12 protein-coding genes and 1 pseudogene are annotated in these 13,602 nt (G+C 37.1%); 1 reads left to right on the plus strand and 12 read right to left on the minus strand.

The window, feature by feature from the left end; all coding sequences use genetic code 11:
* Nucleotides 1–63: 63 nt before the first annotated feature.
* The 10 genes and pseudogenes from N0O92_RS20475 to kynU form a co-directional block, all read right to left on the minus strand.
* A complete protein-coding gene (locus N0O92_RS20475) occupies nucleotides 64–507 on the minus strand; it encodes an ASCH domain-containing protein (protein WP_315616500.1) in 444 nt (147 codons plus the stop codon).
* A gap of 295 nt (nucleotides 508–802) precedes the next feature.
* Nucleotides 803–2,098 carry a DUF2254 domain-containing protein gene (locus tag N0O92_RS20480; protein WP_315616501.1) on the minus strand — a complete coding sequence of 432 codons (1,296 nt, stop codon included), beginning with the start codon at nucleotides 2,096–2,098 and terminating at the stop codon, nucleotides 803–805.
* 265 nt (nucleotides 2,099–2,363) lie between these two features.
* Nucleotides 2,364–4,331, minus strand: a complete 1,968-nt coding sequence (locus N0O92_RS20485) for a methyl-accepting chemotaxis protein (protein ID WP_315616502.1) — start codon at nucleotides 4,329–4,331, stop codon at nucleotides 2,364–2,366.
* A 133-nt stretch (nucleotides 4,332–4,464) separates the two neighbouring features.
* Nucleotides 4,465–5,080: pseudogene (locus N0O92_RS20490) on the minus strand (FMN-binding negative transcriptional regulator).
* Between the two features lie 21 nt (nucleotides 5,081–5,101).
* Nucleotides 5,102–5,620 carry a spermidine/spermine N(1)-acetyltransferase gene (gene paiA, locus N0O92_RS20495; RefSeq protein WP_315616504.1) on the minus strand — a complete coding sequence of 173 codons (519 nt, stop codon included), beginning with the start codon at nucleotides 5,618–5,620 and terminating at the stop codon, nucleotides 5,102–5,104.
* Between the two features lie 24 nt (nucleotides 5,621–5,644).
* Complete coding sequence (locus N0O92_RS20500; RefSeq protein WP_315616505.1) at nucleotides 5,645–6,097, minus strand: MarR family winged helix-turn-helix transcriptional regulator; 453 nt, start codon at nucleotides 6,095–6,097, stop codon at nucleotides 5,645–5,647.
* 141 nt (nucleotides 6,098–6,238) lie between these two features.
* Entirely contained in the window at nucleotides 6,239–6,826 is a 588-nt protein-coding gene (locus tag N0O92_RS20505) for a hypothetical protein (RefSeq protein WP_315616506.1), read from the minus strand.
* An 841-nt stretch (nucleotides 6,827–7,667) separates the two neighbouring features.
* On the minus strand, nucleotides 7,668–8,501 hold the full coding sequence (gene kynA, locus N0O92_RS20510; protein WP_315616507.1) for a tryptophan 2,3-dioxygenase: 834 nt from the start codon (nucleotides 8,499–8,501) through the stop codon (nucleotides 7,668–7,670).
* A 15-nt stretch (nucleotides 8,502–8,516) separates the two neighbouring features.
* Nucleotides 8,517–9,149 (minus strand): arylformamidase, encoded by a 633-nt coding sequence (gene kynB / locus N0O92_RS20515; protein ID WP_315616508.1) that lies wholly within the window; start codon nucleotides 9,147–9,149, stop codon nucleotides 8,517–8,519.
* Between the two features lie 13 nt (nucleotides 9,150–9,162).
* Nucleotides 9,163–10,437, minus strand: coding sequence for a kynureninase (kynU, locus tag N0O92_RS20520; protein ID WP_315616509.1), 1,275 nt, complete (start codon nucleotides 10,435–10,437; stop codon nucleotides 9,163–9,165).
* Between the two features lie 178 nt (nucleotides 10,438–10,615).
* Here kynU and N0O92_RS20525 point away from each other — a divergent pair, with 178 nt between their 5' ends.
* Nucleotides 10,616–11,233 (plus strand): TetR/AcrR family transcriptional regulator, encoded by a 618-nt coding sequence (locus N0O92_RS20525; RefSeq protein ID WP_315616510.1) that lies wholly within the window; start codon nucleotides 10,616–10,618, stop codon nucleotides 11,231–11,233.
* 225 nt (nucleotides 11,234–11,458) lie between these two features.
* Here N0O92_RS20525 and N0O92_RS20530 read toward each other — a convergent pair whose 3' ends face one another.
* Nucleotides 11,459–11,728: a DUF4190 domain-containing protein gene (locus N0O92_RS20530; RefSeq protein ID WP_315616511.1), complete on the minus strand. Its 270-nt coding sequence runs from the start codon at nucleotides 11,726–11,728 to the stop codon at nucleotides 11,459–11,461.
* 526 nt (nucleotides 11,729–12,254) lie between these two features.
* Nucleotides 12,255–13,460: a Gfo/Idh/MocA family protein gene (locus tag N0O92_RS20535; protein WP_315616512.1), complete on the minus strand. Its 1,206-nt coding sequence runs from the start codon at nucleotides 13,458–13,460 to the stop codon at nucleotides 12,255–12,257.
* Between the last annotated feature and the right edge of the window lie 142 nt (nucleotides 13,461–13,602).

Genomic DNA, 13,602 nt, shown 5'->3' on the forward strand with positions numbered 1-13,602 from the left:
TTAAGAAAAAACCGCCGTCAGTCTGGAACTGAACGGCGGTTTTTCTATTATTCGATAACAGCTTTATCTAGAATAAACCTTTCTAAACCGTTCACAGACCACTAACATGTCTGGTGAAAACTCCAAATTTAATTCTTTTAATAATTCAGTAAAAAACTCTTCGTGTGCATCCCACCAATACCGATAATCCCCCTCACCTTCTGCTAAAGCGAATTCCTCTGTTACCTTATTCATAGGAACAACTTCAACATCTTGAACTTGAATCACTGCAACAGGATCTTCCTGACCATTTAAAACAATATAATATTCACCAACTTTAGGGATCGCTTCTTTTTCTAGCTCATAAAACACAAATCCTGAGGTAGTCGCTGTCTTCTTTCCTTCCACAACTAAATTGGCTAACCAATCAGCAGAAACTCCAAATTGAAAAGCATCTTTATATTGAATCCCATCCTTTTGAAGCGTCGTACAGAAATCATTCCAAAATGTTTGTACCTTCGTATTCATGTAACGTCCATCCTTTAAACATAGTAGGAAACCTTCTTTTTTTAGAACTCCTATACGATGTGAAGGTTAACCCTCAACTTACTTTATAATCTAAAAACGGATAATTTCGCAACTAAACTAGCTTTTTTATCTTTGAGAATCTTAGATTATCTCTTTCCCCATCCTCTTTTCTCTTCGATAACTGTAATAGTAGCATCATCAAAGAGACCGCAATGGCTTTAAGGGCACTGAAAAAGGAAATGACGCCCTTTTTCAGTGCTTTAGCCTTTTCTTTTGAACAACCATATATCTAATACTAATTCTTTGCCCCTTCTGTCACCTCTCGTAATGCTGCTATCTTCTCATGTAAGTAATGTAAGTCTAATTCTTGGCAAGTATCTGTATTGAAACTTTTATACAAATACCTACTAAATGACCATATTTTCTTTTTTATAGATTCATCATTTTCCTCGGCCACCATAATTAGCGCATCATAAGTAGCAAGTATAATCGATATATCATCACGACCGTAATGACATATTTGATAAAAGGTAGTATAAAGCAATTCCTCTACTGTTTTTTTAGGAGCAAACACTCTAACTTCCCCATCATCTAAATATAAAACATAGCTTCCATTTTGTTTGCAAGCAGTAGCAAGCAACTTCCCTAAATGAAGTATCCCATCAATAGCTGTATTTGGATCATTCATCCCAGGTGATAAAGCTCGAACCACTACTTCCACTATCTTTTGGATCCCGAAATCAACATCTTGTAAAATGGTCCGATTAGTTCCAAACTCAATAAACTTATGCATGTTTATGGTAGGCATATCTTTTTCATAATAGATTTTAAACATCACTTTATTCGTCGTAAGAAACGAACCCATCGTTGGAACAATTTCTATCACAAAATTATGTTTTTTAGCTAGTTTAAATAAATCATCAACTTGAATTAATTGAATATAACCAAAGGATTTACTTCTAACTTGTTCCACTTTATACGCACCCAACTCTATCTTAGGCTTATCATTAGCTAGAACAATGACTTCATTTTTAACATTTGGCTTTAAACGTTCACGAAAGGCCTGTAACGTATGATGTGTAACCCCAAAAATGAGTTTATTCACTTGTATCGACGTAGCAACATGGTGGATAAAGTACGCAAAAAAGGCTAAACATACAATGGATAAAAGAACCCCCAATGTACCAGCCATTACTTCATGCTCCAAATCTTCTCTCATAAAGAGGAGAGAAAGAATAGAATACATGAAGCCCCCCATATATACCCCAAGAACCCTCATAGTCACCTTATTCGTAACAAAGTCAGACAGTGTTCGGGGTGAGAACTGCGTAGAATATGTAGTTAACACAACCATAATGGTAGAAAACGTAATCGTAATCATCGTTAATAAAGCAGCAGCAAGTATACCTAAAATCGTTTGCGCTAACTCAACACTTATTAATAAAGTAGCGGGAACCATTGCTTCTATCTTCTTCCCATGAATCGTATCTAACCAAATGACAGCAAACGCAAGGAGAGAAGCTACCAAGCAATAGGCACTCGGAATAAACCAAATGTTCTTTTTAACCTTTAAGGTCAAGTTGTAGAACAAGAAACGCCCACCTCTTTCAAAAATAAGGATCTCTTTACTATGTCCAGATCTGAAGAAGTTAAACCATTTAAAGTAACGTGAATAAATTGACACCATGAGAATTGTAACAGCCCCTTGTACTTGAACTTTTTTGGTAGGGGGAGGGGATTTTCATAAAATACATCTCTCCCCTTTTTCATGAATCAGCACCCTTTAGGAACCAGTGGCTAATCTTCCACATGAAAAAATAAACTGGAGCTGCCAAATGCAACTCCAGTTCAAACGTTTAATATCTAAATTTAGAGATAATCAACTTCAACTCTTCAGCCATTTCTGATAAGGATTTAGCAGAGCTAGCAATGTCCTCCATTGAAGCAAGCTGTTCTTCCGTAGAAGCGGCAACTTCCTCCGAAGTAGCTGAATTGCTCTTAGCGATTACTGCTAGTTCATTAGCAGTTGAATTCACTTCTTGTACGCCTGCAGCCATCTGTTCGGCTGTTGCTGAAACTTCTTGTACTTGTGGAGTGATTGCTCTCATACTTGAAAGAATTTCAGAGAATTTAGCAAGTGCTTCATGTGAGATTGTCATTCCATCTTTTACGTTACTAGTCACTAGAGACATTTTTTCAACAGATGTTTCTGTATCTTTTTGGATTCCCTGGATTAAGTCAAAGATTTGTTTAGCCGAGTCTTGGGACTGTTCAGCAAGTTTTCTCACTTCAGCCGCAACTACAGCAAATCCTTTTCCATGTTCTCCTGCTCTTGCTGCTTCAATCGCAGCATTTAAAGCTAACAAATTGGTTTGCTCTGCAATGCCCGTTATTACATCTAATATAGTAGAAATCTCTTTCGACCGATCTGACAGTGATTGAATCATCACATTCGATTCAGAAACCGATTCTTGAATCGAATTCATTTGGGTAATCGTATTTTGGAGAGCTTTATTTCCATCTTCAGCCTGCATCGTAGTATTTTGAGTCAATTCTGCTACATTTGACGAGCTTTCTGCGATTCTTGCCACTCCAATTGATAATTCATCGAGTGATTGTGAGTTTTTATCCAACCCCGTTGTTTGTGCTTCTGCACTGCTTGCTACAGATTGAATAGAACTTGCCACTTGTGAAGTCGCTGTACTCGTTTCTTCTGCGCTTGCCGTTAATTCTTCGGCAGAAGCTGCTACTTGGTCCGCGCTACTATCCACTTGTTGAATCAGAGTTCTAAGGTTCGATTGCATTTCATTAAAAGCTGCCCCAAGCTGTCCAATTTCATCATTTGAATGTACCATTATTTTTTCTGATAAATTCCCCTGACTTACTGTTATCGCTGTATCTTTTAACGATTTGATTGGATTAATAATGGAACGAATGATAAAGAAGACCACGATGCCTCCAAATACAATGGCGATTCCGATCACAATGAGCGTTGTGTTGAAGATAGAGGACGCAGCCATATCAATTTCTTCATCAAACATCGTCCCACCTATTTTCCAACCGGTTACCTCATTTGTCACATAGGTCAAATGCTTAAGGTGTCCATCTAAGTTATAGGAAAACTGCCCTGTATCTCCTACATACATTTGCTCATAAAAACTTTCACTTGCTTCTGTTCCACCTGCTATGGTTGGATGAGAAATATACTTTTGATTTTTATCAAGCAGGATCGCATACCCTTCATCTCCAATTTCTACTGAATTGGTCAGTTCTTGAAGGTGGCTAAGATGCACACTAACGGCAACCACACCAGATCCATCTTGAATGGCTTTTGAGACCGTTATAACCATATCATCAGTACCGGCTGCGATATATGGTTCTGATATAATAATCTCCCCTTTTTGTTGCATAGCCTCGCTATACCAGGCTCTCACTCTTGGGTCATAATCGGGATCCATCGCCACTCGAGGTTCTTGAATAAATAATCCATCCTCCTCTGTCCCTACAAAAATACTCGTGGCTTCAGGGTGAAGCGTAGCGTATTGTGCAAACTGAGTTCTTAACTCTGGACTAGCATCTTCTTCATATAAAGAAGCAGTAATCGTCTCCGAAAAAACATTCATATCATTTATTTTCGGATAAATAGTACTGTCAATGAGTGAGTTTAAGAGATTTATATTTTGTTTGGCAGCATCCATCATTTCAAATTCTACTGCATTTTTAGCAGAGTTGTAGGCTAGTAAGCCAATGCTAAATGACGGGATGATGAGAATTAAAGCAAAAGAAATAAGCAGTTTCGTTCTTAAGTTGTTAAAAAAATTCATGTTTGCCTCCATTATATTGATAGTTGAAAATCCTAATATAATATCGGCTTAAATAGAAATTACTTTAATCAAATTTTAAAAAATCATTCATGACGAGTACTTGTATCGTTTCAGAGTATTTGATTAAAACACATTAGTTTTTATTCAAATTTGCCCTCATTAATGAAGAAATCTGTTGCTCGTCTGTTATTTGAACTTTGTTCTAGTTGCTTAACAACTAGCTGCTGTCGCTGTTCTGAATGGTTTTGACTTAACTTAGCTTTTCCTTCTATCTTATTGATTTTGATCTTAAAACCTTGAATCCCTTTGTTCATACCAGCGATAAACTCAGAATCTACATCCTGCAATTTATATGAACTGTCAGAAGTTTCATATTTCCCTACCATATCATGTAAGGAATTCATAACTTCTTTTTCGTCCTCTAAAAGCTCGACTTCTCCATAGACATGGACGGTCACGTAATTCCACGTTGGCACTGCTTTATTCGTCTCATACCAAGACGGGGAGATATAACAATGGGGACCATGAAAAATAGCGAGAACGATTTGATTGTTACTATTTTTCCACTGAGGATTTGGACGAGCAAAGTGCCCATATAAATATGTATGTTCCTTGTTCAATAGTAACGGTAAATGAGTGGCAAATGGCATTCCATTGTGATGTGAAACAAGAGTTGCAAAGCTATTTTCTTTCATTATATTGTAATTCATTGATTCATCTGAGATCTTAAAATGAGAAGGAATATACATGCTAATCCACCTTTCACAAAGTTAAATGATTGTTTTTGTCATGATAAAATCCACTTGTTCCTCATCACCCATATAAAAAGAGTGAGCCCCCGTTTGAACAAATCCCATATTCTTATAAAAGGCAATAGCATTTTCATTCTTTTCCCATACCCCTAGCCAAACTTTCTTTTTATTACCCTCCCTCGCCATTTCCATCGCTTTATTTAATAGATATGTACCAAGCCCACATTTTTGAAATTTGCTCTTTATATAAATCCTTTCGATTTCAAGAGATTCCTCTCCCATTTCTTCTGACTGAGCATGATCGGTATTAACCTTTACATATCCAGCGACTTCATTATTAACATAAACAAAGAAGAATTGCGAAGATAGATTTAATAGTTCTGTTTCTAATTGTTTTACGGTAAAAGCTCTTTCCAAATAGGCTTTCATATTCTCAGGTGAATTCTGATCTTTAAATGTATCGTTAAAGGTTTCGATACTTATTTCTTGAAGTAGTGGTAGATCTTCACGAGTGCACTTTTTTATTTTTACAGTCATTGATTACGTCGCTCCTCTACATTATTAATAGGTTCGTTTGTTTCCCTTCTTTACAGATTCCCAGTCTTTTTCTATATTCTTTCTTACTCTTTGAAGAAGATCGAAAATGGTTTCAGCTTCGTCTTTCGAAAATCCTTGTAATGCGACACTATTCGAATGTTCATTCTCTCTTTTTATAAAAGGATAAACATTTTCCCCTTTCTCGGTTGGAAAGAGTTTTTTTATCTTTTTGTTATGATCATCTGCTTTCTTATCAATAAAGCCATTCATTTCAAGCTTTTTTATCGCACGAGCTGCTGTTGTTCGGTCAACTTTTACCATCTCAGCTACCTTTTCTTGAATGATTCCCGGGTTTTCACATATTCGCACAAGGTACAAATACTGCCCTTTGGTCAGGTCATATTCTTTAAACTCTATATTGCTTATCGAATCTAATGCCCTTGCCGTCATTCCGATTTCACGAAGAATTTCCTTCATAATTATCTCCTTGTATGTTTTTATTGCAAATACAACAAAATTCATTGAAGTTAAATGTACGTTATTTTTGTTGTATTTGCAACATTTCAGAAAGAAAAATACAATCCTCTCTTAACTAAGGATTGCAACCCGTTCAAAATCCTAATCTTCCCAATAAAAAATCGCATCCATCCATAAATACTCGTTCGGTTTCCGGTAGATTGTTGGAATTTTCGATTGAAATGGAAGAGGTTGAGTCAACTTTTCAGCTTCTAATAGTTCATAACCAAACTCTTTCAGCGTGTGCTTCACCTGTTTTCCCACTTTTTGTAATGGTTCTTTTATATCGAATTGCTTGCCATCAAGTATAGTACCATATGCCCCACGTACTACTTCGTTTGTTTTAATACGAATGGTTTTCTCTCTCTCATCTTCGCCCATAATTACAACAGGTGCTAAGCGACAAATATCAATAATAATTCCATTTGTCTTGATCTCTTGAATTCCGTACTTCTCTTCCTCGACTGTCACATCTTCCTTTCGATAACAGAAAAATTCAACAAAGGAAGCATAGCCACTGCCAAAATGATCCCACTCTGCTTCGCATACTATATTAGGACTACGATTTATTCTATAAAATAACTGTCTAATATGAGCTTCAATTTGCTGCTCATTATTTGTATCATAAGGATACTGATTCCCAATAATTTTTCCTTCAATTAAGGCTTGTAATTGTTCATTAGAAAACATATATGAAACACCTTTCCACTATGACCCGCTCTTTTTTTACATGAATATTGTAAATCCTCTCCTATTTCCTTACCCTGCTTACATTTGTGAAATGAGTCTCAAAACGAATACAAGAAATAACCAACCCCCTCACTTTAATGAATTTACCTTAAAACTTTTTCTGCTCATTCGTATTATAAGGGTAACAGATAACTATATACCAGAATTTCTCTCTAAATCTATTTTTAACCAAATACGATAAAACCTTCCGTAGTTGTAAACGTGTACGGTTAATGATCAATAATAAGAAAAGCATTCCTTTTTTTAGGCGTTGCTCTTGTGAACTTACTAGACATTTTATAAATGAAAGACATTTCTTCCCCCGTCCTTCGCTATTTTGTCTTTCATCACCTTCATGAAGGACATTTCTACTCCCGTCCTTCACTGTTTTGTCTTTCATCACCTTCATGAAAGACATTTCTTCTCCCGTTCTACGCTGTTTTGTCTTTCATCACCTTCATGAAGGACATTTCTACTCCCGTCCTTCACTGTTTTGTCTTTCATCACCTTCATGAAAGACATTTCTTCTCCCGTTCTACGCTATTTTGTCTTTCATCGCCTTCATGAAAGACATTTCTTTACCCGTCCTTCACTGTTTTGTCTTTCATCACCTTCATGAAAGACATTTCTTTCCCGTCCTTCACTGTTTTGTCTTTCATCACCTTCATGAAGGACATTTCTACTCCAGTCCTTTACTGTTTTGTCTTTCATAGCTATTAAGGCTACTACCTTTTTCCGCCTCTCTAAAAAACAGACAAAAAAAGTGAACCCAGACACTAGGCTCACTTTGTCATAATTGCCACTATAATTCCGTTCGAACATTCCATAATTCAGGGAAGAATCGTTGGTCTAGAACTTGTTTTAAATAATTAACTCCCGAAGACCCGCCTGTTCCTACTTTAAAACCAATGATTCGTTCCACCGTTTTCATGTGACGGAAACGCCATTGCTGCAAACTGTCTTCGATGTCTACAAGCTTTTCTGCTAGTTGATACAAATCCCAATATTGATCTGTATTTTGATAGACAGTCGTCCACGCTTTTTGTACGCTTTCGTCTTCTTGATACGGTTTCGTCACGTCACGATTCAGAATATCTTCGGAAATGTTAAAGCCGCCTTTGTGCAGAGCTTGGATTGAAATATCATATAAGCTCGGGGCTTGATACGCTGCGAGTAATTCCTCTGATAGCTTCGGATCCTTTTCATAGATTTTTAAAATATAGTCTGTTTTGTTTCCAAGAGCAAATTCGATTAGACGGTATTGATACGATTGAAATCCTGATGAGCTTCCTAATTTATCTCTAAATTCAAGGTACTCAGACGGGGTAAGAGTAGACAGGACATCCCAAGCCTTGATGATCTGAGATTGAATTTGGGAAACGCGAGCAAGTTTTTTAAAACTTACTTGTAACTGGTCTTCTACTATCGCTTGTTTCGCGGCATTGATTTCATGGAGAATCAGTTTCATCCATAATTCACTTACTTGATGAATGATGATGAACAGCATTTCGTCATGATGATCTGATAATCTTTTTTGACTAGCAAGCAAAGAATCCAGCTGCAAATATTCTCCGTATGTCATTTTTTCTTTGAAATTGGTTTCTATGTTTTTCTCGTTATCTGTTGGTCTCGTCATGGTTTCATCTCCGTTCTAATCCTTTATTGGCTTGATTGCTGCTCGAACCGGACTTCCATCTGCATCATCAATAGGAAGAGGAAGTGCTGTTAATTCATACATACCTGGTTCAATATGATCAAGAACCACATTCTCAAGAATATAGATCCCATAATCATGAAGACGGTGATGTCTCGGCAAATCCTTGCTGTCGATTTGATCAACAGAAGGCAAATCAACGCCAATTAATTGAATTTCTTTACTATGCAAATAATCAATCGCTTCTAAAGTAAGGAGAGGAATTTGCTTAGGAAAAACGGTCCGATCTTTAATTGCTGACGTTCGTAAAAGCACTCGCTCTATGCCTTCTAGTTCATACTGCTGGAGGGTATCCACATCAATTAACGGTAGATTAGATACATTGATTACAAAGCAACGTCCGATGAAAACATTTATATCTAAATCTGTCACACGAGTTCCATCATCCAAGAAGTGAAAAGGAGCGTCGATATGCGTACCCGTATGCATGCTCGTTGTTATTTTCCCGATATTAACTGAGCCTGTTTCACTCTTACGGTAAACCACTTCGTAGGAAAAAGGGGTATCCCCTGGCCAATGAGCCGTATCTGCTCGCAATGGCTGAGAAATATCAATCCACTTTTCTGTCATTTCTGTCACCTCTTTAGGCAATAATTTCTCGCGTATTGTTAAATTTTTTGTATTCTTCTGTTTCCATAATGTTCTTCAAGGTGTCCACCGTTTTCCAGATATCATAGAATGAATTATACAATGCAACAGGACCAAGTCGGATAAAGTTCGGCGCCCTAAAATCAGGAATGATATGCTGACTTTTTAATGCCTTACATATACTTGCTGCATGTTCGTGCTCTAGCAAAATATGTGCTCCCCTTTTTTCTTCTTCAAGAGGACTAGCAATCGAGAAATCATATTGTTTTAAATGAAAATTGACCAAATCGATAAAATAATTCGTAAGTTCTAGCGATTTCTTACGAATGTTCTCTATACCCACTTCATTAAATAGCTCTAGTGAACCTAGCAATGGCGCCATACTTAGCACGTGCGGTGTACCAATTTCATAGGCACCTGCGTCAACATCGGCTTCCAAGTCATGACTCATGTCAAATTGAACGTCTTTTCTTGAACTAAACCAGCCTGCTAACCCAGGTTCTTGTCCAAAGTGCTTCTCGTTCACGTATAAACCAGCTACCGCCCCCGGTCCACCGTTAATATGTTTATAATTGCACCAAACAGCAAAGTCTACATCCCATGCATGCAAGGAGTGAGGAATGGCTCCGATTGAATGACATAAATCAAACCCAATTACGATGCCACGTTTTTGAGCTTCCTTCGTTACTTTTTCCATATTTAAAATCTGTCCGCTTCGATACAAAACACTTGGCAAGAAAATGAGCGCAACGTCATCAGACATTTGATCAATAATTTCTTGCTCATCTAATAATCCTTCTTTGCTTTTCACCCGAACAAGAGCTTCTGTTGGATCATATCCCTTAATCTGAATTTGACTTTTCAGTGCATAGATATCTGAAGGGAATGTAGCATCATCGGCCAAAATCTTATACCGCGTCTTTGTTGGTTGATAGAAAGTGGCAACGAGCTGGTGAATATTAACCGTTGTGGATCCTGTTACAATGACCTCACTAGGTGAAGCTCCAACTAACGGTGCCATCTTCTCTCCTAGTTGCTGAGACAAATAAAACCACGGATGATCTCCTCTCATCCATCCATCAATTCCGTATTCTTTCCACGCGTTAAACACATTCATTAGTGTCTGTTCAGCCCTCTTTGAAAGAAGACCTAGTGAGTTTCCATCTAAATAAATTTTATCCCCGATATAAAATTCATCTCGGTACGTAGCTAAATGATCATTTTTATCCTTTTTCAAAGCATAATCGACTGTATTCACGTTCGTTCCCATAATGACATTCACCTCTTTTGAAAAGTCTGAATTATATAATTCTATTATATTTTCAAAACTGATATCATGTCAATGACTATATATCAACGAAAGGTTTTTCTTTTTTGACAATACTTTCTTTTTAAGATAGAGTGTGATATTTTAAATCTTAAAGTCTCACTCTATAGATAAGTAGGTGATGAAACTGACGACGAAACGTCAAAAACAAGCAATGGAAACGAAGAAAAAATTAGTAAAAGCGGCCGAGAAAGTCTTTTTTGAACAAGGCTTTCAAAAATCAACGATCCAACAAATTATTAAAGTAGCTGAAACCGGGTACGGGACGGCTTACGTTTATTTTAAAAATAAGGATGACTTTCTCGTTGAAATTATGCAGGAGACGATGGAGGAATTCTATCAAGTTGCCACTCAGCCGTTTAAACCTTCCACTCAACTTGAAGCCGAGCAGCTCATTTCGAATCAAGTAAAGCTATTTCTATCACTAGCATTAAAAAACAGAGAATTAATGAAAATTATGAAGGAAGCCATTGGCATTTCTGAGATTGTTCAAAACAAATGGCAAACCATTCGAGACCGTTTTATCTCTAGCATTACAAATGACATCTCGTATGCTCAATCGCAATCGTTAGCGAACAACGAGCTCGTTCCCTCAATTGTTGCTAGGTCATGGTTTTATACGAATGAAATGTTTATGTGGGAATTAGTGGAAAGCGACAGTTCGAACCTTGATGAACTCGTTTCGCATATGACGATTTTGTATACTCGAGGATTATATTCTTCTGTTGAATCTTCGTAATTCTTTTTTATTAGCAAAAGAAGCAGGGGTGCCCCTGCTTCTTTGCATTTCTTAACTAGTTTTCAATACGAATTAATAATTCTCTCCAATTGATTTTACAATTCATTATTTAACCAGAAAGTTAAATAACATCTTATTAATTTTTTTGGCATTAAAATGGGTCTCAGAAAAAAAGCATCTACTGTTATTCCAGAAATGCTTTCGTACGCACATATATATGAGCGCTTAAGAAATTACTAATCTAAAATCCGCAGGAGTCAAAAATAATAAATGAATAATCATTATAATTAAAGGAATAGTGATTGCCAATGTATTGCAGGTTAACCCGGCAATAGCTACTCTACGTCCTTGTTGACCCGTCTTATGTATCTCTCTCAAACTTAAAAAACCTATATAGAACCCTACAATTGCAAAGATAAATCCAAGTGGCGTTAAAAAAGTAAGAATTATTGAAACACTACCTAATATAAGAGAAAAAATTGCTTTAGTATTCAATGAGACCTCCCCAAGTTAGATACATAACTGTATGTGATTTAATAGGTTTTACAAACTTATCTATATCTGTCAGTTTTATTTTTTATTATTTATCATTTTGTACAACTGGTATATTCCCCACCCGCAAAACAACATAAGAAAAACAAACCCTCCATAAAACACTAAAAAATCCATAAAACACCTCAAATTATTAGCCAAATAAGATTCTTTAATACCTCTCCTAGTCCTCGTTATACTTTAACATAAAATTCCAAAACATTTTTGAATATACGGAAATAAACATCTAAAAATTACAGGCCTTTTCGTATCGTAATTATTGAGTCGATAGTAGCAATAGCCACTCGTTAGCATGCTAATTCCCGTGTCAAAATAGCGTATTTCCATTGTTGGAACACTAAAAGACCAAATCGCATGATTTGGTCCTGAATGAATGTTGTTATTTATTGTTTTCTCTCCCTAAACTGAACCCTTTACTTTTACGAGATACTACTCTTTACTCTTTAAACGAGACATTCTCATATTAATATTAATTCACCTCTTGCGCTGTTGGCACATCCTCAAAATCAACCCAAATGGCACCTTGATCTGCTGAGCGAACACAGTTTTCAATCCAGCGTACTCCTTCAAGCCCTGCATTGATATCTGGATATATCAGATTCTCTAACGTTTCGTGATCCCCACGGTTTTTAGCATCAATAGCGATCGCGAATTTAAGATAAATATTCGCCCACGCCTCTGATAAACCTTCCACATGTAACGCAGCTAAGCGTTCGTCTGCATTGCAGCTATCATCCAAATACGGCATTGCCCGAATTAATTTTTGCGCAGGTTGACCTTGGATTTCATAGGATAGTTCACCGGGCTTGCTATCCCACCATTCCAGGCTTGCTTTTGAACCGACAATGCGAATGCGTTGACCATCCATACATCCAGCATTCACCGCAGACGTCCAGAACCGTCCAACTGCTCCATTTTCATAATGCATCATCACAAATGCATTGTCCTCAAGTGGCGCCCGACTGCTTATGAAACTTTGGCGATCACAAAGAAGTTTCTTAATCTTCATATCGGGCATAATAAGCTGGGACATATAATACGTGTGTGTAGACAGATCCCCTAACACGAAACTCGGCCCAGAGATTTTCGGGTCTACACGCCACTTTTGCGCATCGCTGAATTTATCTGCCTCTTCTGTTGAACTAAAACCGTGAGTGTACTGTAACTCGACGATACGAATATCGCCAATGTCCCCTTTTTCGATCATGGCCCGCATTTGCATCATCATTTGATTGCCAGAGTATCCATACGTCACTCCTAGAATTTTGCCTTTTTGCTCGGCAAGCTCTTTAATTTCTAAGACTTCTTCCGTTGTAAAAAATAACGGCTTTTCACAGATCACGTGTAAGTCAGCTTCCAAAGCTGCTTTACAAATTTCATAGTGTGTTCCATTAGGGGTTGCAATGGTAACTGCTTCAATGCCATCTTCACGCTTATGTTCCTCCAAAAACATCGTCTTATAATCAGGATAACAACGTTCTTCATCTACACCAATATTTACACCAAACTCTTTTCCTCTTTCATAGTCGATATCAAATGCTCCTGCTACTAATTGAAAAGCTGTATTGTCACGTAATGCCCCCGTGCGGTGCTTATAGCCAACCTGACTCAATCTTCCTCCACCTACCATGGCCCAGCGAAGTGGTCTAGAAATCTTCTTTTCTCCATTCAACATATCATACATCCCCCTATTCAATCGTCGAATTTTCCAATGTTGCTGTTTATTACAGCATTTGCCATTGCCTATGTTCTGATTATAGAGAAAATAAAAGCAATCAAAAATACGCAAGATTGCTTTATCGTTCATTAATCTTGCT

The organism is Alkalihalobacillus sp. MEB130 (assembly GCF_032335535.1).
In the GTDB taxonomy this organism is placed as follows: domain Bacteria; phylum Bacillota; class Bacilli; order Bacillales; family Bacillaceae_D; genus Halalkalibacter.

What these genes read in the sequence shown, in the direction of transcription:
- N0O92_RS20475 (WP_315616500.1), bottom strand. Translation starts at nt 507, where the DNA reads ATGAATACGAAGGTACAAACATTTTGGAATGATTTCTGTACGACGCTT.
- N0O92_RS20485 (WP_315616502.1), bottom strand. Translation starts at nt 4,331, where the DNA reads ATGAATTTTTTTAACAACTTAAGAACGAAACTGCTTATTTCTTTTGCT.
- paiA (WP_315616504.1), bottom strand. Translation starts at nt 5,620, where the DNA reads ATGACTGTAAAAATAAAAAAGTGCACTCGTGAAGATCTACCACTACTT.
- N0O92_RS20500 (WP_315616505.1), bottom strand. Translation starts at nt 6,097, where the DNA reads ATGAAGGAAATTCTTCGTGAAATCGGAATGACGGCAAGGGCATTAGAT.
- N0O92_RS20505 (WP_315616506.1), bottom strand. Translation starts at nt 6,826, where the DNA reads ATGTTTTCTAATGAACAATTACAAGCCTTAATTGAAGGAAAAATTATT.
- kynA (WP_315616507.1), bottom strand. Translation starts at nt 8,501, where the DNA reads ATGACGAGACCAACAGATAACGAGAAAAACATAGAAACCAATTTCAAA.
- kynB (WP_315616508.1), bottom strand. Translation starts at nt 9,149, where the DNA reads ATGACAGAAAAGTGGATTGATATTTCTCAGCCATTGCGAGCAGATACG.
- kynU (WP_315616509.1), bottom strand. Translation starts at nt 10,437, where the DNA reads ATGGGAACGAACGTGAATACAGTCGATTATGCTTTGAAAAAGGATAAA.
- N0O92_RS20525 (WP_315616510.1), top strand. Translation starts at nt 10,616, where the DNA reads ATGAAACTGACGACGAAACGTCAAAAACAAGCAATGGAAACGAAGAAA.
- N0O92_RS20535 (WP_315616512.1), bottom strand. Translation starts at nt 13,460, where the DNA reads ATGTTGAATGGAGAAAAGAAGATTTCTAGACCACTTCGCTGGGCCATG.